Annotated in this window: 16 protein-coding genes; 10 read left to right on the top strand and 6 right to left on the bottom strand. The window is 67.2% G+C overall.

From position 1 onward, the window contains the following. Positions 1-59 precede the first annotated feature (59 nt). Together RBT42_RS14075 and RBT42_RS14080 are read right to left on the bottom strand one after the other, a co-directional pair. Positions 60-977 (bottom strand): YihY/virulence factor BrkB family protein, encoded by a 918-nt coding sequence (locus tag RBT42_RS14075; RefSeq protein WP_320366201.1) that lies wholly within the window; start codon positions 975-977, stop codon positions 60-62. Positions 978-987: 10 nt separating this feature from the next. Beyond that, positions 988-2,295 carry a response regulator gene (locus RBT42_RS14080; protein ID WP_320366203.1) on the bottom strand — a complete coding sequence of 436 codons (1,308 nt, stop codon included), beginning with the start codon at positions 2,293-2,295 and terminating at the stop codon, positions 988-990. A 165-nt stretch (positions 2,296-2,460) separates the two neighbouring features. Between RBT42_RS14080 and RBT42_RS14085 the strand changes: the two genes are divergently transcribed. Beyond that, complete coding sequence (locus RBT42_RS14085; RefSeq protein ID WP_320366205.1) at positions 2,461-3,270, top strand: thioesterase family protein; 810 nt, start codon at positions 2,461-2,463, stop codon at positions 3,268-3,270. A gap of 48 nt (positions 3,271-3,318) precedes the next feature. Here the strand turns inward: RBT42_RS14085 and RBT42_RS14090 are convergent, their stop codons facing one another. Continuing rightward, on the bottom strand, positions 3,319-3,741 hold the full coding sequence (locus RBT42_RS14090; protein ID WP_320366209.1) for a GreA/GreB family elongation factor: 423 nt from the start codon (positions 3,739-3,741) through the stop codon (positions 3,319-3,321). Positions 3,742-4,213: 472 nt separating this feature from the next. On the opposite strand from RBT42_RS14090, the gene RBT42_RS14095 reads away from it, so the two are divergent. From RBT42_RS14095 to RBT42_RS14125, 7 genes are all read left to right on the top strand, one after another. Further along, the gene (locus tag RBT42_RS14095; RefSeq protein ID WP_320366211.1) at positions 4,214-5,077 is read left to right on the top strand and encodes a branched-chain amino acid ABC transporter permease; all 864 of its coding nucleotides are present in this window, start codon (positions 4,214-4,216) and stop codon (positions 5,075-5,077) included. 1 nt (position 5,078) lies between these two features. Continuing rightward, a complete protein-coding gene (locus tag RBT42_RS14100) occupies positions 5,079-6,098 on the top strand; it encodes a branched-chain amino acid ABC transporter permease (RefSeq protein ID WP_320366213.1) in 1,020 nt (339 codons plus the stop codon). Beyond that, positions 6,091-6,855: an ABC transporter ATP-binding protein gene (locus RBT42_RS14105; RefSeq protein ID WP_320366215.1), complete on the top strand. Its 765-nt coding sequence runs from the start codon at positions 6,091-6,093 to the stop codon at positions 6,853-6,855. Before RBT42_RS14100 ends, RBT42_RS14105 begins: the two co-directional genes overlap by 8 nt. Further along, positions 6,842-7,558: an ABC transporter ATP-binding protein gene (locus RBT42_RS14110; RefSeq protein WP_320366217.1), complete on the top strand. Its 717-nt coding sequence runs from the start codon at positions 6,842-6,844 to the stop codon at positions 7,556-7,558. Before RBT42_RS14105 ends, RBT42_RS14110 begins: the two co-directional genes overlap by 14 nt. Before the next feature lie 57 nt (positions 7,559-7,615). Continuing rightward, a complete protein-coding gene (locus RBT42_RS14115) occupies positions 7,616-8,782 on the top strand; it encodes an ABC transporter substrate-binding protein (protein ID WP_320366219.1) in 1,167 nt (388 codons plus the stop codon). 222 nt (positions 8,783-9,004) lie between these two features. Beyond that, entirely contained in the window at positions 9,005-9,808 is an 804-nt protein-coding gene (locus RBT42_RS14120; RefSeq protein ID WP_320366221.1) for an IclR family transcriptional regulator, read from the top strand. A gap of 98 nt (positions 9,809-9,906) precedes the next feature. Next, the gene (locus RBT42_RS14125) at positions 9,907-11,085 is read left to right on the top strand and encodes a phospholipase A (RefSeq protein ID WP_320366222.1); all 1,179 of its coding nucleotides are present in this window, start codon (positions 9,907-9,909) and stop codon (positions 11,083-11,085) included. A 51-nt stretch (positions 11,086-11,136) separates the two neighbouring features. Here the strand turns inward: RBT42_RS14125 and RBT42_RS14130 are convergent, their stop codons facing one another. Genes RBT42_RS14130 through RBT42_RS14140 form a run of 3 tightly spaced genes read right to left on the bottom strand, consistent with a single transcriptional unit; the run spans position 11,137 to position 14,249 of the window. After that, positions 11,137-11,862 carry a 2-phosphosulfolactate phosphatase gene (locus RBT42_RS14130; protein WP_320366224.1) on the bottom strand — a complete coding sequence of 242 codons (726 nt, stop codon included), beginning with the start codon at positions 11,860-11,862 and terminating at the stop codon, positions 11,137-11,139. A 6-nt stretch (positions 11,863-11,868) separates the two neighbouring features. Continuing rightward, on the bottom strand, positions 11,869-12,444 hold the full coding sequence (locus RBT42_RS14135; protein ID WP_320366226.1) for a PaaI family thioesterase: 576 nt from the start codon (positions 12,442-12,444) through the stop codon (positions 11,869-11,871). Between the two features lie 5 nt (positions 12,445-12,449). Then, positions 12,450-14,249 (bottom strand): acyl-CoA dehydrogenase, encoded by a 1,800-nt coding sequence (locus tag RBT42_RS14140; RefSeq protein ID WP_320366228.1) that lies wholly within the window; start codon positions 14,247-14,249, stop codon positions 12,450-12,452. Positions 14,250-14,478: 229 nt separating this feature from the next. Between RBT42_RS14140 and RBT42_RS14145 the strand changes: the two genes are divergently transcribed. Beyond that, positions 14,479-16,569, top strand: a complete 2,091-nt coding sequence (locus RBT42_RS14145) for a 3-hydroxyacyl-CoA dehydrogenase NAD-binding domain-containing protein (RefSeq protein WP_320366230.1) — start codon at positions 14,479-14,481, stop codon at positions 16,567-16,569. Between the two features lie 20 nt (positions 16,570-16,589). Continuing rightward, positions 16,590-17,768, top strand: a complete 1,179-nt coding sequence (locus RBT42_RS14150; RefSeq protein ID WP_320366232.1) for an acetyl-CoA C-acyltransferase — start codon at positions 16,590-16,592, stop codon at positions 17,766-17,768. The last annotated feature ends 79 nt before the right edge of the window (positions 17,769-17,847 follow it).

A 17,847-nucleotide genomic window follows, 5' to 3' on the forward strand; every position in this document is an offset into this window, starting at 1 on the left:
GTGGCGACGTACAGCAAAGGGTCAGGGGCGGGCAAGGCGGGAGGCGAGCACCTGGCGGATCACTTTGAGCGGGACTCGATCACCAGCTCACGGTGCACCAGCACCGCCGAGTTGCGCGGCACGAGCGCGCGACCGCGGGCGAGCAGGTGGGTTTTGGTGAAGGCCGCACCGAACAGCAGGATCAGCGAAGAATAGTAAACCCAGAGCAGGATCAGAACCACCGAGCCGGCCGCTCCATACGTGGAGGCTGTGGCGGTTTGCGCCAGGTACAGGGCGATGGCGTCACGACCGATGGCAAACAGCACGGCGGTGACCAGCGCGCCGACGACCACATCGCGCCATTTCAGGACCACGTCAGGCAGGACCTTGAAGATGGTGCCAAACAGCAGGGCCGAGACCAGCAGGGACAGCAGCATCTCGGCACTGGTCAGCAAGGCGGCGACGGCCGGCACGAACTGGTCGGCAAAGTGGAGCACGGTGCGCAGCACGACGCCCAGCAGCAACGACACCAGCAGCACGAAGCCGATGGCCAGGACCACGGTGAGGGACAGGATGCGGCTCTTGACGAACATGAAGAGGCTGCTGCGGTCCGGGCGGGCGGCCACGCCCCAGACGTCGTTGAGCGAGAGCTGCATCTGGCCGAACACCGTGGTGGCGCCGGTCAGCAAGGCGACGACGCCGAGCACGGTCGGCAACCAGCCTGCCTCGGACAGGCGGGAGCGGGCCACGGCCTGCTCGACGGCCTGCGCCGCCTCCAACCCCATGACACCACGCAGCTGACCGACGATCTGGCCCTGCGCCGCCTGCTCACCCAGCACCAGGCCGATCACGGCCACGGCGATGATGACCACCGGGGCGAGCGAGAACAGGGTGTAGAAGGCCAGTGCCGCGGCATGGCTGAAGGCATTGCTGCCCAGCCACAGCTTGACCGCATCCCGGCTGAGGCCCCACCAGAACAGGACGCGCTGACGCCACATGGCCTGCTCCTCAGGCGGTCGCCGCAGGGGCCCCCACCAGGCTGGCGAGGGTGGCGAGGACCAGCGGCTCGTCCCAGGGCTTGCCGAAGCAGCCCTTGACGTTGACGTGCGGCGCCAGGCGTTCGGCCAGGTCTTCGAAGCTGGAGACGGCAAAAACCGGGATGGCGCGCAGGACCGGGTCGGCGTCCAGGCGGGCGATCAGCTCGTAGCCGTCCATCTCCGGCATTTCGATGTCCGTGACGACGATGTGGGGCTGCAGTTGCGGGATCAACTCGAGCGCCTGCACGCCATTCTTGGCGATCTCGACGCGGTAAGGGACCGACTTGAGCAGCTTGACCATCTTGGCGCGCACGACCGCCGAGTCATCGACCACCAGGATCAGCGGCGGCTCGGCCGAAGCCGGCAGGCTGACCGGAGGCGTCGGCAGCGCCGGGGCGAGAGGGGCCGCGACAGGGGCCGGTGCCGGCTCGACGACCGGGGCAGCGACCGGCTCAGGGGCCGGTTCACTGACGGGTGCGGCCACCGGCGCAGGCGGGATCACGGCGGGCTCGAGCTGTGCCGGAACCGGTTCGATCGCTGGCAGTGCGGGTTCAGGCGTGGGCTCTGGCTCTGGCGTGGGTTCGAGCGGCGGCGCGAGTGGTGCCAGCGTCAACTCGATCTCCGGCAACTCGGGCTCGATCACCGGCACCATCTCTGGCTCGGGCTCGGGCTCGGGCTCTGGTGTTGGCGCCTCGGCAGGCGCAGGTTCGATCACCGGCACCTCAGGCTCAGGCTCAGGCTCAGGCTCAGGCTCAGGCTCAGGCTCAGGCTCAGGCGTCGGCGTCGGCTCGGGCGCGATCTCCACCAGGTCCAGGTCAAGGTCGATCGCGGGAAGCGCTGGCGTCTCGGCCGGCGTGTGCGCCGTCACCGGCTCGGCCAGCAGCGCCATGACGGGCTCGACGGGGGCCTGCTGGCTCGGCGCGGGTGGGGACGCTACCTCCAGCTCGAGATCCACGTCAGGAGCGACGAAGACCGGCTCGGCGGCCGGCGGCTCTGGCGGCGCCGCGCTCAGGTCCGACGGCGGCCGCTCGTCCAGTGGCAGGGGCTCGGTGGCGTGATCGACGAAATCAGGCAGGGGCGCGGGCTGGGTGATCTCGCCTTCCAGCTCGGGTTCAGGCTCGGGTGGCGGCGGGCTCGGGGGCGCGGCGACCGGCCGTTCTGCCACCTCGGGCGTCTCGGGCGCGGGCGCTGCGGGGGGACGACCCGGTCGGCGGAGCGCCCCGAATCCCCAGAACAGAAGGACGAGAACCAGCACACCCAACAGAACATAAACCAGCACGGAACTCTCCATTGCCACGCCCACCAGCGGCCCTGCGTGCCAGTCTAACCTGCCGAAACGGGGGGGCAGGGTCAGCTCATTCCCGCAAGCTGCGCCGATGCGACAGGATCAAAAGACGACAAATGGCCGCTCGCGCTACCATCGCCGCACAAGGAGTTGCCTGCCATGACTGTCCCCTCTCATGCCCTGGATGCCGCGGTCGCGCTCACGCCTGCGGGCGAGCACCGCTTCACCGGACACACCCACCCGGCCTACGCCAACATGGTGGGCCCCTTTGGGGGCACCATTGCCGCCACCTTGCTCAATGGGGCGCTGAGCCACCCCGAGCGCCTGGGCGATCCGCTGTCCCTGACGGTGCACTACGCGGCCCCCATCACCGATGGGGCGTTCGACGTGCACGCCCGCCCCATGCGCACCAACCGCTCGACCCAGCACTGGCTGGTCGAGCTGCGTCAGGGCGACGCGGTGGCGGCCTTCGCCACCGTGCTCACGGCCGTGCGGCGCGACACCTGGAGCGCCACCGATGCGGTCTTCCCCAGCGTGCCTTCGGCCGAATCGCTGCCGCGCCATCCCGGCGTGTTCCGCACCGAGTGGCCCAAGGCGTATGACATGCGCTTCACCGATGGCGAGCAGGTGCTCGACAACGTGGCGCGCGACGATGCGGTGACGCGGGTCTGGCTGCGCGATGAGCCGCCTCGCCCGCTCGACTTCCTGGCCTTGAGCGCGCTTTGCGATGCCTTCATCCCGCGCATCTTCGTGCGCCGTTCACGGCCGGTGCCGGCGGGCACCGTCACGCTGACGGTGTACTTCCATGCCGATGCGGCCCTGCTGGCCGCCCAGGGCACGGCCCATGTGCTCGGCTGCGCCAAAGGCCTGCGTTACAGCCAGGGCTTTCACGACCAGACGGCCGAGATCTGGAGCGCCCAGGGCGATCTGCTGGCCGTGGGCCACCAGGTGGTGTATTTCAAGGAATGAGCCCGACCTGCCGGGCCGGGCGTACACACCCTCCCGGCGCCACCGGACTCAGGTCGTGTACTGCCCAGCGGCCTCGGGCTGAAAGTGCAGGGCCACGATGCGGGCAGTGCGCACCGCACCGGTGGGCAAGAGCCACTCGGCCTCGCCCCCCACGCGGTGTCCTAGCACGCTGGCGCCCATGGGCGAGAGCAGCGACACCAGGCCGGCTTCGGCGTTCGCGTCCTCCGGATAGCACAGGGTGATGTCGCGCGGCGCCGGTTCGCCCTCGGCGTGCAGACGCAGGCGGGTGTTCATGGTGACGACATCGGGCGGGATGTCGCGCACAGGCACGACGTCGGCCGCGTCGAGCAAAGCGTCGAGCGCGTGCTTTTGCGCCTCGCTCAAGGGGGTGCGACGCATGAGGCCCAGGATGCGGGCGTGATCGAGTTCAGAGAGGATGCGCTCATCCACAGGACGGGGGGCAACGGACATGGGAGTCTCCAGGCAAAAGCTGCGCGGCAGAGCAGGCCCGGGGATCTCAGAAAAGCGCGAAAGGGAAGGACAGGAGATCGCCGGGCTCAGGAAAGTGCGGCCAGCGATCGGCGCACGCGCTGACCGGCCCCGCAGCCCAGAGGGGTGCAGAGGGTGCGGGCGAGGCATCCTGTGGAGTACATGGGCAGAGTCTAGCCCGGATGCGCGAATTGGGCAATCGGCGAGCGTGCGGTCCGAAAACCCCGATCAGCTATTCCGCAAGGCAAAACCGAGTTCTGCCCGGAAGGCAACCCTGAGACCGAAAACCGCTGCCATGCCGTTATCCCTGTTAGCAATTACCCTATATTGTTCCGCAGGGCAGAAATGAATCCCGAAATTGTCTTGACCCCTCAAACAGGTGATGGGCACACTGCATCTCACTTACCGGCGATGTCCATTGTGGGCATGCCGAGCACAGTTTGAGGAGCGCATCTTGGATTTGTTCTTTCAGCAACTGCTGAATGGCCTGACGATCGGCGGGGTGTACAGCCTGGTCGCGCTGGGCCTGACGCTGGTCTACGGGATCTTGCACGTCCCGAATTTCGCCCACGGCGCGCTGTACATGGCCGGCGCCTTCGTGGCCTTCTATTTCATGGAGTCGCTGGGCCTGAACTACTGGCTGGCGATGCTGGGCTCGGCGGCGGTTGTGGCCGTGCTGTCCATGCTGGCCGAGCGACTGGTGTTCCACCAACTGCGCAATGCCCCGCCGCTGCACGACATGATCGCGGCCATCGGCATCCTGCTGTTCCTGGAGGCCGGTGCGCAGGCCATCTGGGGGGCTGACTTCCACCGCATGCAGTCGCCGTACGGCCAGCTGGTCGAGATCTTCGGCCTGACCACCGTGGCGCAACGCCTGCTGATCATCGCCGGCGCCGTGGTGCTGGTGGCCGTGCTCCACCTGTTCCTGACCCGCACCACCACCGGTCTGACCATCATCGCGATGGCGCAGAACCGTGATGGCGCCGCCCTGGTCGGCATCGACGCCACCCGCGTGACGCTGCTGGTGTTCGCCATCTCCGGCGCGCTGGCGGCCGTGGCCGCGGTGCTCTACAGCCCGATCAACCTGGTCTACCCGGCCATGGGACATCTGGTCATCACCAAGGCCTTCGTGATCATCATCCTTGGCGGCATGGGCAGCTTCCCCGGTGCCATCGTCGGCGGTCTGATCATCGGTCTGGCCGAGGCCTTCGGTGGCTTCTATTTCTCGACGGACTACAAGGACCTGATCGCCTTCGTGCTGCTGGTGGTCATCCTGTCGGTTCGCCCCCAAGGTCTGTTTTCGAAAGGCGCGCACTGACATGAAGCTCCTTCAAGGTAAGGCCGGCTGGGCCCTGCTCATCGCCCTGGCCCTCGTGTTCCCCTACATGGTCTCCAACACCTACTTCCTGTCGGTGATGACGCAGGCCTACATCTTTGCGATCGCGGCCCTGGGCCTGAACCTGATCACCGGCTACACCGGTCAGTTCAACCTGGCGCACGGCGGTTTCATGGCGATCGGCGCGTATGCCGTGGGCCTGTTGACCACCGACTACCAGTGGGGTTTCTGGACCTCGTTCGTGGCGGCGGGCGCCATCTGCGGCGTGATCGGCTACCTGGTGGGCGTGATCTCGCTGCGCATGACCGGCCACGTGTTCTCGATCTTCACGCTGTGCGTGGGCTACATCATCTACCTGCTGATCGAGAAGTGGGAAGACGTGACCCACGGCGCCGTCGGCGTGATGGGCATCCCCGCCCCCACCGGCTTCGGTGGCCTGGAGTTCGAATCGGCCAAGGGCCAGTACTACCTGGTGCTGGTGTTCCTGGTGATCGGCGCCTACATCATGCACCGCATCGTGCACTCGCTGCTGGGCCGCAGTTTCGTGGCCGTGCGCAACAGCGAGGCCCTGGCCGAAGCGCTGGGCATCCCGCTGGCACGCACCAAGCGTCTGGCCTTCGTGCTGTCGGTGATCTATGCCGGCTTGGCCGGTGGCCTGTACGCCGGTGTGGTGCGCTTCCTGGGTCCTGACCTGGCGGCCACCCACCACACCTTCGAGCTGGTGATGTTCATGCTGGTGGGCGGCATCGGCACCATCCTGGGCCCGATCCTGGGTTCGATCCTGGTGCCCTGGCTGACCCAGTCGCTGCAGTTCCTGCAGGACTACCGCATGGTCGTCTTCGGCCCGGTGCTGATCCTGCTGCTGATCTTCCTGCCCAACGGGATTGTCGGCACCATCCTGCACCGCCGTGCCCGCCGTGCTGCGGCCGAGCGTGAGCAAGCTCAGGCCGCGGCCGCCCCGACCGTCGCCTCGTCCAACCCCAACGGAGCCCGCCATGCTTGAGATCCGCGGTCTGACCAAACGCTTCGGCGGCCTGACGGCTGTCAACAACGTGACGGCCAAGTTCGAGGCCGGCCACATCAACGCCATCATCGGCCCCAACGGCGCCGGCAAGACGACCTTCTTCAACCTGATCGCCGGCACGCACGCGCCGTCGTCGGGCCAGATCATCGTCAAGGGTGAGGACGTGACCGGCATGCGTGCCGACCAGATCGCCCGCCTGGGCGTGGCACGCACCTTCCAGGCCACCAACCTGTTCGACCAGGCTTCGGTGCTGGACAACCTGATCGTGGGCCACCGCCTGCGCACCCGCTCGGGGCTGTGGGATGTGATCCTCCACACCCCGCTGCAAAAGCGCGAAGAAAAGCTGTGCCGCGAGAAGGCCGAAGAGGCGCTGGAGTTCGTGGGCCTGAACCGTGTGGCGCACCGCCTGGCCGGTGACATCACGCAGGAAGAGCGCAAGCGCGTGGCCTTTGCGCTGGCACTGGCGACCGAGCCCGACCTGCTGCTGCTCGACGAGCCGGCCGGTGGCGTGAACCCCGAAGAAACCGTCGGCCTGGCCGAGCTGATCCGCAAGCTGGTCGACCATGGCAAGACCGTGTGCCTGATCGAGCACAAGATGGACATGATCATGAGCCTGGCCGACAAGATCATCGTGCTGAACTACGGCGAGAAGATCGCCGAGGGCACACCCGCCGAGATCCGCAGCAACCCGCTGGTGATCGACGCTTACCTGGGAGCCGAACATGCTGAAGCTTGAAGGCGTTTCGCTGTCGTACGGCAGCTTCCGCGCCCTGGACAACGTGAGCCTGCACGCCGACAAGGGCGAGCTGGTGGTGCTGCTGGGTGCCAACGGTGCGGGCAAGAGCTCGATCTTCATGGCGATCTCGGGCATCAACAAGACGAGCAGCGGCTCGATCTCGTTCGACGGCCAGGAGCTGGTCGGCATGAAGCCGTCGGCCATCGTCGAACACGGCGTGGTGCACTGCCCCGAAGGCCGCAAGCTGTTCCCGCAGATGTCGGTGGAGCAGAACCTGATGCTGGGTGGCTATGTGCACCGCAAGGCGCAAGACAGCAAGGCCACGTCGAAGCAGATCCTCGATCACATCTACGAGCTCTTCCCCATCCTGCAGCAAAAGCGCCATGACCCGGCCGGCTCGCTGTCGGGCGGTCAGCAGCAGATGGTGGCCATTGGCCGCGCCCTGATGGGCCGTCCCAAGGCGCTGCTGCTGGACGAGCCCTCCCTGGGGTTGGCCCCCTTGGTGGTCAAGCAGATGTTCGAGATCATTCAGAAGATCAACCAGACCGGCGTGACCGTGCTGCTGGCTGAACAGAACGCCTACTCGGCATTGCGCATCGCACACCGGGCCTATGTGCTCGAACGCGGCCGCATCGTCATGGAAGGCAAGCCCGAAGAGATGCTGTACGACGAAGGCATCCGCAAGGCCTACATCGGCGCCTGACGCCGCCCCCCTACGCGTTCCCCAACGTTTACCCACCCCTCACAAGGAGACCTCACCATGCGTTTCATCCCCCAAGCGCTCAAGCTCGCCCCTCTGGCTGCCACCGTGGCCCTGGCCTTCAGCGCCAGCGGCGCCTTGGCCCAGGAAGTGCTCAAGATCGGTCTGACCGCCCCGCTGAGCGGCGGCGCGGCCCTCTACGGCAAGAACGTGCTCAACGGTCTGAACCTGGCGGCCAAGGAAATCAACGCCCAGGGCCTGACCGTGGGTGGCAAGAAGTACAAGGTCGAGATCGTGGCGCTGGACGACAAGTACTCGCCCGCGGAAGCCGCCATCAATGCCCGCCGCCTCAAACAGCAGCACGAAACGGCCGTGATCTATGTGCCCCACTCCGGTGGTGCCTTCGCCCTGCAGGCCTTCAACCAGCAAGAGAACTTCCTGCTGATGGCCTACACCAGCGTGCCCACCATCACGGAAAAGGGCAACAAGCTGACGATGCGCATTCCGCCGAACTTCATGACCTACATCGAGCCCTTCATCCGCTACGAGATGAAGAAGGGCAAGAAGCTGGGCATGGCGCCGGCTGACCACGACTACGCCAAGGCCTGGGTCGCCGCGTTCGAGCCGGCCTGGACCAAGGCCGGTGGCACCGTGACCTCGAAGAACCCGATGTCGTACAACAAGTCGGCCGACTTCTACACCGGCGTGAGCCGCGTGCTGGAAACCAAGCCCGACGTGATGTTCATCGGTGGCCCCTCCGAGCCGACCGGCCTGGTCGCCAAGCAGGCGCGCGAACTGGGCTTCAAGGGTTCCTTCATCGTGATGGACCAGGCCAAGATGGACGAAATGGCCAAGGTGACCGGCGGCCTGCAGATGCTCGAAGGCTCGATCGGCACGCTGCCGCTGACCGCTGACGAGCGCCCCGGTGCCAAGGGCTTCGTGGCCGCCTACCGTGCGGCCTACGGCGCCAACATGAACCCGTCGTCGGAGTCGTCGCTGAACTACTCCTCGCTGCACATCGTGGTCAACGCGATGAAGCTGGCCGGCACCGTGAGCGACCCGACCGCCATCCGCGCCAAGCTGGACGCCGCGGCCAAGGCCCTGCCGGACGCCATCAACCCCAACGACTTCAATGGCGTGGACGCCAACGGCGGCTCGGTGCTCAACACCGTGATCGGCGTGGTCGAGGGTGGCAAGCTCAAGGGCGTGCGCCTGAAGGATCTGTGATCCTGAACCCGTCTGCCGCACACGCGGTGGACGGCTGAACGGGCGGGCCCCCAACCGGGGTGACCCGCCTTTTTTGCGCGCAGATCGCTGTTCTGCACACCAATTTCCGATTTCACCATGCAAACCCCTTCAGGTTTGCACCGGTGGGCACCCCACACGCGGCCCGGAGCTTCCCGACTGCGTGAACGGCATGCCAAGATATCGCAGAAGAACCGCTATTCCATGATGCAGACCCCACACACCACCGCTCTCGAAGACGGCAAGGAAGACCGACATTTCGTGACCGCCCTGGCGCGCGGGCTGGAGGTGCTGTCCTGTTTCCGCACGGGGGACAAGGCCCTGGGCAACCAGGAAATCGCCAAGCGCTGCAAGCTGCCCAAGTCCACCGTGTCACGCCTGACGTACACGCTGACCAAGCTGGGCTACCTGATCCAGCTGGAAGAAAACGGCAAGTACCGGCTGGGCACCTCGACCCTGGCGCTGGGCAGCTACATGATGGCGCGCCTGGACGTCAAGCAGATGGCCAAGCCGATGATGCAGGAGCTGGCCGAGTTCGCGAAGGCGACCGTGTCGCTGGGCACGCGCGACCGGCTGGCGATGCTGTACGTGGAGAACTGCCGCAGCTCGGCGGCGCTCACGCTCAGCGTGGACGTGGGCTCACGCATTCCGCTGCTCAACTCAGCCTTGGGGCGGGCCTACCTGGCCGAGATCAGCCCGTCCGAGCGCGTGGAATTGCTGGAGCGCTTCCGCGAATACGACGAGCAGGCCTGGCCGAGCATCCAGGCTTCGATCAACACCGCGCTGGAAGACTACCGCGCACTGGGCTGCACCCGCTCTTTCGGCGACCTGCAGGCGCATGTCAACGGCATCGCCGTGGCCTTCAACCCGGGCGGTGGCCTGCCGGTGATGGCGATCAGTTGCGCCGGCCCGGCGTTCAGCCTGTCGCAGGAATTCCTGCTCAACGAGGTGCGCCCGCGTCTGATCGAGATGGCGCGCAAGCTGCAAGCCTCGGCAGGCCGGACCTGAACGTCGCGCCATGGCGGGCCGGTCAGGTCACGGGCTTCTGCTAAGCTGAAACGCCCGATTGCCTGACAGCGCGCCTGCGGGTGCCCGCCCTGCCCATGATGCGTTCCCCTGCCCCCCTTGCCTGCTGGCTGGCCCTGAGTGCCGGGGGACTGTCGCTGGCACCTGCCACCCTGGCCCAGACGCTGCCGGGCGCCGCGCCCAGCACCTCCCCCACCGCCGAGCAGGCCGCTCAGCACTGCGCCGCGCACACCGATGCGGCCCTGCGACTGGCCTGTTATGACGCGGTGTTTCGCCCGCATGCGCCGGATCCGCTGAGCGCACCGGCCAGCTCCGCGGCACCGCACCCAGTCCCGCCTGCGGCGGACGCGTCCCCGACGGCCGTGCCAGCGAGCGAGGCCGAACGCGTGGCCATCACGCCGCCCCCTGCGTCGACGGCCACGGCCATGCCGCCACCGGGCAGCGCCCTGTCCACCTTCTGGGAGCTGGGCCGCAGCGACAAACGCAAGGCCTTTGTCGTGCGCACCTTCTACCCGAACTACCTGCTGCCACTGCACCTGACCAGCGACATCAACCGCCAGCCTTTCAGCCCCACGCGGGGTGCCGCCCCGCTCAAGCCGAACTACAAGGCGGTGGAGGCGAAGATGCAGATCTCGCTGCGCGTGAAGGTGGCCGAAGACCTGCTGCTGCCGCGGGCCGACCTGTGGGCCACCTACACCCAACGGTCAATGTGGCAGGTGTGGAACCAGGCCGATTCGGCCCCGTTTCGCAACACCGATTACCAGCCCGAGCTGAAGTACGTGGTGCCCGTGCCCGATGGCTTGAGCGTGCTGCCCGGCGGCTGGTCGTGGCGCATGCTGGAGGCGGGCTTTGCGCACCAGTCGAACGGGCAAAGCGAGCCGCTGTCGCGCAGCTGGAACCGGCTGTATGCGGGCACGGCCTTCGAGAAGGGTGAGCTGGCGGTGCAGATGCGCTTCAACCGCCGCCCGCGCGAAGGCTCGAAGGACGACAACCCCGACCTGACCCGCTACATCGGCAACACCGAGATCCAGGCCTCGTGGCTGCCGGGGCAGTCCACCGCCAGCCTGACCTGGCGCCTGCACCCCAAGGAGATGAAGCGCGGCTCGGTGCAGCTGGACTGGACCTATCCGGTGGACCGCAGCCAGCCGCAAGGGCTGCGCTGGTACCTGCAGCTGTTCAGCGGCTATGGCGAATCGCTGCTGGACTACAACCACCGCCAGACCAGCCTGGGGCTGGGCCTGACGCTGTTCCAGTTCTGAGGTCTGCGGGATCGGCCCCGGCCTGAGGCGCAGCGGCCTGCGCGGAACGACTCAGTCGCGGGAGACCGGGCGCAACACGCCCTCGACCAGGTAAGGCACGACGCCGCTGACGCTGCGTTGCGCGGCGTAGTCCAGCTCGTCGGGCAGGCCCTTTTCCAGCATGCGGCGGCCCACACGGGCTGCGTCAAAGCAGGCGCGGGCGTCGGTGGCGGCGTGCATCCATTCGGCGGCACGGGCGGCATCGGTGAGGTCGCGCACACCGGCCTGGCGGAACAGCGAGACGAGGTAGCCGGCGCCATAGAAGTCTTCGAGGTTGAAGCGGTCGGCCGAGCCGGAGCACACGATGAGCAGCGTGTCATCTGGGTGCTGACGCGCGATGTGGTCCACCACAGCCTGTGCGTTGAGCAGGGCCGCGGCGTACACATGGGCGGCGCCCTGCGCGCGGGTGAGCGCCACGGTGCCATTGGTGGTCGCGTAGATCAAGCGGCCTTGCGCGGGCAGCCGTGCCAGTACAGCCAGGGGCGTGGCCGGGGCAAAGCCGCTCAGCGTTTCGGCATACAGCTCGCCGGCCAGCAGGTGGGGCTGATCACCTTGCTGCGCCGCGAGCGCGCGGGCCGCATCCCCGTCGAGCGCTGGCCACACCTCGGTGGCCCCGGCTGACAGGGCCGCCACGATGGTGGTGGTGGCAAACAGGATGTCGAGCACGATGACGACTTTGCCATCCAGACGCTGGCCGTCGAGCTCTTCCTTCTTCATCAGGACGTGGAGTTTGCGCATGCGGCCTCAGGCGGTCGGCGTGGTAGGCGGGGTGGCGGGGTGGGCTTCGGAGGCCGGGCCCTGCAAGCGCCCGTGCACATGGCCACCGGGGGGCGGCTCGACCGGCTTGACGATGGCGAACACGCCACTGGCGCGCAGGATCTTGCGCTCGCCCACCTTGAGGTGGCAGCTGGCAAAGGCCATGCGCGCGCCGATGCGGTCGACCTCGACATGGCACTCGATCCAGTCGCCCAGGTGCGCGATGCCGATGAAATCGGTGCTCAGGTTGGCCGTGACCACCGCCAGCGGGCCGCCCCTCATGTGGTTGACGGCGTAGCCCAGGCCCGAGTCGGCCAGCGTCACCAGCAGGCCGCCATGCGGGTGGCCGCGCAGGTTCATGTGCTGCGATTGCAGGCGCATGCCCAGAATCGGGGTGCCGCCGGGCACGTCCTTCCAGTAGATCGGACCGCACAGGCCGATGAAGGTGTCGGAATTCGCGTGAAAGGGCACGAAGCCCGCGGGCACCTCGTGCGTCACAGCGGAAGACGTGGCGTGCGCGTCAGACGGTGAACGGGGCTGGGAAGGATCGGCGGGCGTGCTCATGCGGGTCAGAACCAGTCGGGCGAGGCGGTCAGGGTGGTGTCATCCAGGCTGCGCAGCAGGTCGTGCTGCGGCCGGGTACGCGGCAACTCCCAGCGGTAGAACCACTGGCAGGTGTGCAGTGTGCCCTGATAGAACGCGACATCGCTGCCTTGGGCCGTGGGCAGGGCCCGCGCGGCCACCAGGGCCTGCTCCAGCCAGATCCAGGCCAGCACGTTGTGGCCGCAGGCTTCGAGGAAGACGCTGGCATTGGCCAGGGCCCAGGTGGGGTTGGTGGCCAGCACCGGACGCAGCACCTGCAGGGTCTCTTCCACCTCGGACCAAGCCGTCTGCAAGGCCCGCGCGTGGGGTTTCAAGGTCTCGATGGTCTGAGCCTGCGCCACGGTCTCGGCCACCTTGCGTGCCAGCAGGGCGATGCCGGCGCCACCGCGCATCACGGCCTTGCGGCCCAGCAGGTCCATGGCCTGGATGCCGTGCGTGCCTTCGTGGATGGGGTTGAGGCGGTTGTCGCGGTAGAACTGCTCGACCGGGTACTCGCGCGTGAAGCCGTAGCCGCCGTGGATCTGGATGGCCAGGTGGTTGGCCTCCAGGCACCATTGCGAGGGCCAGGACTTGACGATGGGCGTGAGCGTGTCCAGCAGCAGCGCGGCTTCTTCGCGGGCGGTGGCATCGGGGTGGGTCTTGTGCTCGTCGACCAGGCGGGCGGCGTACATCACCAGGCCGTAAGCGCCTTCCACATAGGCCTTCTGGGCCAGCAGCATGCGGCGCACGTCGGCGTGCTCGATCAGCTTGCGCTGTGGCTCGTTCGGGTTCTTCGAGTCGGGCAGGCGGCCTTGCGGGCGGTCTTGCGCATAGGCCAGCGAGGCGAGATAGCCGCGCCAGCCCAGCATCACCGCGCCCATGCCCACGCCGATGCGGGCCTCGTTCATCATCTGGAACATGTAGCTCAGGCCCTGGTGCGGCTCGCCCACCAGTTCGCCCTGGCACTCGCCCTTCTCGCCGAAGGACAGCATCGTCGAGGTGGTGCCGCGCCAGCCCATCTTGTGGATGAGGCCCGCGAGGTTGACGTCGTTGTGCACGCCCAGGCTGCCGTCGTCGTTGACACGGTACTTGGGCACGATGAACAGCGAGATGCCCTTGACGCCCGTAGGGGCACCCTGGATGCGCGCCAGCACCAGGTGCACGATGTTCTCGCTGAGTTCGTGGTCGCCGCCGGAGATGAAGATCTTGTTGCCGGTGAGGCGGTAGGTGCCGTCAGGCTGGGGCACGGCCATGGTGGTGATGTCGGCCAGGCTGGAGCCGGCCTGGGGCTCGGTCAGGGCCATGGTGCCGAAGAAGCGACCGGTCAGCAGGTGCGTGAGGTACTTGCGCTGCTGTTCGGGGGTGCCGAAACGGCGAATGACGTTGGCATTGCCCTGGGTGAGGCCCACGTAAGAGGTGGTGGCAATGTTGGCGCTCTTGAACAGCGAACCGCAGGCTTGCGAGATCAGGGAGGGCAACTGCATCCCGCCGACTTCCACGTCGTGGCTGGCCGCCAGCAAGCCGGCTTCGCAGTAGGCCTGCAGGGCGGTCTTGACCTCGGGGATCATGGACACGCGCTGACCATCGAAGGTCGGCTCGTGCTCGTCGGACTTGCGGTTGTGGGGCGCGAACAGATCGGTGGCGATGGCCTGCGCGGTGTCGAGTGTGGCGATGAAGGTCTCGACGCTGTGCTCGGCATAGCGCGGGCGCTCGACCAGGTTGGCAGCCTGCAGCCACTCGAACACCAGGAAATCAAGATGGCGGCGGTTGATGATGGGATCGCTCATGCGGGGTCATCCTTCGGAGGTGTCGCTCGCCAGAATTCCGCAAAGCGGAACATCTGGACGTAATTCAGAATCTGCCGACGCATGATCCTCTGGCGCAGCCTTGGCCGTCAACCAATGGGAAACCCCTAATTACAGGGCTGACGTCGCGCAGTAACCTGATTCTGATTTCCAATACGATGTTCTGCATTGCAGAACTTCGATCGACCACCGAAGCAGGAGTTCAGCGAGCATGAGCAACGCGTCCTACGCACTGCACGGCCCCGTGGCCGTGATCACCCTCGACAACCCGCCCGTCAACGGCCTGGGCCTGGCCTTGCGCCAGGCCATCGTGGCCGGCATCGATGCTGCCGCCGCCGACCCGGCTGTGCAAGCGCTGGTGTTGATCGGCAATGAGCGCTTCTTCTCGGGCGGCGCTGATGTGCGCGAGTTCGGCACGCCCAAGGCCATGCAGGAGCCCACGCTGCTGAGCGTGATCGCCGCTGTGGAGCGCAGCCCCAAGCCCGTCATCGCCGCCATCAGCGGCGTGTGCATGGGCGGTGGACTGGAGCTGGCCCTGGGCTGCCACTTCCGCATTGCCCACAGCCAGGCCACCGTGGCCCTGCCCGAGGTGAAGCTGGGCCTGCTGCCGGGTGCTGGCGGCACGCAGCGCCTGCCCCGCGTGGTCGGCCTGGAAACCGCGCTGAACATGATCGTCTCGGGCGCCCAGGTGCCCGCGGCGCAACTGAAAGCGACCGCGCTGTTCGACGAAGTGGTGGACAGCGAACTGCTGCCCGCCGCGCTGGCCCTGGCCCACAAGGTGGTGGCCGAAGGCCGCGGCCTGCCGCGCGTGCGCGACCGCAAGGTGGACGCCCCCAACGCCGAGGCCTTCCTGCAATTCGCCCGCAACACCGTGGGCGCCATGTCCAAGCAATTCCCGGCACCGCTGAAGTGCCTGGAGGCCGTGGCTGCGTCGGTGAGCCACCCCTTTGACGCCGGCCAGAAGATCGAGCGCGAGGGCTTCCTCGCCCTGATGCAGACACCCGAGTCGCGCGCACTGCGCCATGTGTTCGCCGCCGAGCGCGCCGCCAGCAAGATCAGCGACGTGCCGGCCGACACGCCCGTGCGCCCCATCGCCAAGGTCGGCGTGATCGGCGCCGGCACCATGGGTGGCGGCATCGCGATGAACTTCCTCAACGCCGGCATCCCCGTCGTCATGCTGGAGACGAAAGCTGAGGCGCTGGAGCGCGGCGTCGGCACCATCCGCAAGAACTACGAGAACTCGCTCAAGAAGGGCAAGCTGACGCAGGACAAGCTGGACGCCCGCATGGCGCTGTTGCAGCCGACGCTGGACTACGCCGATCTGGCCGAGGTGGACCTGGTGATTGAGGCCGTGTTCGAAGACATGGGCGTCAAGCAGCAGGTGTTCGAGAAGCTCGACAGCGTGTGCAAACCCGGTGCCATCCTGGCCTCCAACACCTCCACGCTGGACCTCAACCAGATCGCCGCTTTCACGAAGCGTCCGCAGGACGTGGTGGGCCTGCACTTCTTCAGCCCGGCCAATGTGATGCGCCTGCTGGAAGTGGTGCGCGGCGACGCCACCGCCCAGGACGTGCTGGCCACCTCGATGGCGCTGGCCAAGACCATCAAGAAGCAGGCGGTCGTCTCGGGCGTGTGCGATGGCTTCATCGGCAACCGCATGGTGGCCCGCTATGGCCAGGCTGCGCACGACCTCGTCGTGGCCGGCGCCCTGCCCCAGCAGGTCGACAAGGCGCTGGAGAAGTTCGGCTTGGCCATGGGCCCCTTCCGCATGGGCGACCTCGCCGGCCTGGACATCGGCTGGGCGATCCGCAAGCGCCGCAACGCCGAGAACCCGTTGGATGCCAAGCCCAATGTGGCCGACGCGCTGTGCGAAGCCGACCGTTTCGGTCAGAAGACCGGGGCGGGCTGGTACCGCTACATCCCCGGCAACCGCGCGGCCCAGCCTGACCCGGTGACCGAAGAGACCATCGTGGCTTTCCGCGCAGCCCATGGCATCACGCCCCGCAAGATCAGCGACGAGGAAATCATCGAGCGCTGCGTCTATGCCCTGGTCAACGAGGGCGCCCGCATCGTCGAAGAGGGCATCGCCCAGCGCGCCTCCGACGTCGACATCGTCTACCTCAATGGCTACGGCTTCCCGCTGCACCGCGGCGGCCCGATGCTGTATGCCGACCAGGTGGGCCTGGTCAATGTGGAACGCGCACTCAAGCGCTTTGCCGCCGAGCCCGGTGCCGATGTGGCCTTCTGGACCCCGGCCGCGCTCCTGTCTCGCCTGGCTGCGGCCAACGAGACCTTCAACTGATGCTTTGAGAAGGACACCACGTGACTGAAGCCGTCATTGTTTCCACCGCGCGCACCGGCCTGGCCAAATCCTGGAAGGGCGCTTTCAACATGACCTATGGGCCCACCCTGGGCGCCCACGCCGTGCAGCACGCTGTGGCGCGCGCCGGCATCGACCCCGCCGAAGTGGAAGACGTCATCATGGGCGGCACCTTCGGTGAAGGCACCACCGGTGGCAACGTCGCCCGCCAAATCGCGCTGCGTGCCGGCCTGCCCGTCACCACCGCGGGCATGACCGTCAACCGCTTCTGCTCCTCGGGCCTGCAGACCATCGCGATCGCCGCCCAGCGCATCATCGCGGGCGAGGGCCAGGTCTACGTGGCCGGTGGCGTCGAAAGCATCTCGTGCGTGCAGAACGAGGCCAACACCCACATGCGCCGCGATCCCTGGCTGGTCGAGCACAAGCCCGAGATCTACTGGAACATGCTGCAGACCGCCGAGCAGGTGGCCAAGCGTTACAACATCAGCAAAGAGGCCCAGGACGAATACGGCGTGCGCAGCCAGCTGCGTGCCGCCGCTGCCCAGGCCGCCGGCCTGTTCAACGACGAGATCGTGCCGATGACCACCACCATGGGCGTGGTCGACAAGGCCACTGGCCGCATCACCACCCGCGAGGTGACGATCGACCGCGACGAAGGCATCCGCCCCGACACCACGCTGGAAGCCGTGGCCAAGATCCGCGCCGCCCTGCCCGGTGGCGTGGTGACCGCCGGCAACGCCAGCCAGTTCTCGGACGGCTCGTCGGCCTGCGTGCTGATGGACCGCCAGCTGGCCGAAGTGCGCGGCCTGCAGCCCCTGGGCATCTTCCGCGGCTTTGCCGTGGCCGGCTGCGAGCCCGATGAAATGGGCATCGGCCCGGTGTTCGCCATCCCCAAGCTGCTCAAGAAAGCCGGCCTGAAGGTGGACGACATCGGCCTGTGGGAGCTGAACGAAGCGTTTGCCGTGCAGGTGCTGTACTGCCGCGACAAGCTGGGCATCCCTGACGAGCGCCTGAACGTCAACGGCGGTGCGATCGCCGTGGGCCACCCCTATGGGGTCTCGGGCTCGCGCCTGACCGGACTTGCCCTGATTGAAGGCAAGCGCCGCGGCGTGAAGTATGTGGTGGTGACCATGTGCATTGGCGGTGGCCAGGGTGCCGCCGGTCTGTTCGAAGTCTGCTGAGGACCGTCCCCTGAGCGTGACAGCATTGTTTGACCTGACGGGCCAGGTGGCCCTCATCACCGGCGGCTCGCGCGGCCTG

Source organism: Aquabacterium sp., assembly GCF_034003525.1.
Classification (GTDB): domain Bacteria; phylum Pseudomonadota; class Gammaproteobacteria; order Burkholderiales; family Burkholderiaceae_C; genus Aquabacterium.

Coding starts and splice junctions, on each gene's coding strand:
- RBT42_RS14075 (WP_320366201.1), bottom strand. CDS start 977: ATGTGGCGTCAGCGCGTCCTGTTCTGGTGGGGCCTCAGCCGGGATGCG.
- RBT42_RS14085 (WP_320366205.1), top strand. CDS start 2,461: ATGACTGTCCCCTCTCATGCCCTGGATGCCGCGGTCGCGCTCACGCCT.
- RBT42_RS14090 (WP_320366209.1), bottom strand. CDS start 3,741: ATGTCCGTTGCCCCCCGTCCTGTGGATGAGCGCATCCTCTCTGAACTC.
- RBT42_RS14100 (WP_320366213.1), top strand. CDS start 5,079: ATGAAGCTCCTTCAAGGTAAGGCCGGCTGGGCCCTGCTCATCGCCCTG.
- RBT42_RS14105 (WP_320366215.1), top strand. CDS start 6,091: ATGCTTGAGATCCGCGGTCTGACCAAACGCTTCGGCGGCCTGACGGCT.
- RBT42_RS14110 (WP_320366217.1), top strand. CDS start 6,842: ATGCTGAAGCTTGAAGGCGTTTCGCTGTCGTACGGCAGCTTCCGCGCC.
- RBT42_RS14115 (WP_320366219.1), top strand. CDS start 7,616: ATGCGTTTCATCCCCCAAGCGCTCAAGCTCGCCCCTCTGGCTGCCACC.
- RBT42_RS14120 (WP_320366221.1), top strand. CDS start 9,005: ATGATGCAGACCCCACACACCACCGCTCTCGAAGACGGCAAGGAAGAC.
- RBT42_RS14125 (WP_320366222.1), top strand. CDS start 9,907: ATGCGTTCCCCTGCCCCCCTTGCCTGCTGGCTGGCCCTGAGTGCCGGG.
- RBT42_RS14130 (WP_320366224.1), bottom strand. CDS start 11,862: ATGCGCAAACTCCACGTCCTGATGAAGAAGGAAGAGCTCGACGGCCAG.
- RBT42_RS14135 (WP_320366226.1), bottom strand. CDS start 12,444: ATGAGCACGCCCGCCGATCCTTCCCAGCCCCGTTCACCGTCTGACGCG.
- RBT42_RS14140 (WP_320366228.1), bottom strand. CDS start 14,249: ATGAGCGATCCCATCATCAACCGCCGCCATCTTGATTTCCTGGTGTTC.
- RBT42_RS14145 (WP_320366230.1), top strand. CDS start 14,479: ATGAGCAACGCGTCCTACGCACTGCACGGCCCCGTGGCCGTGATCACC.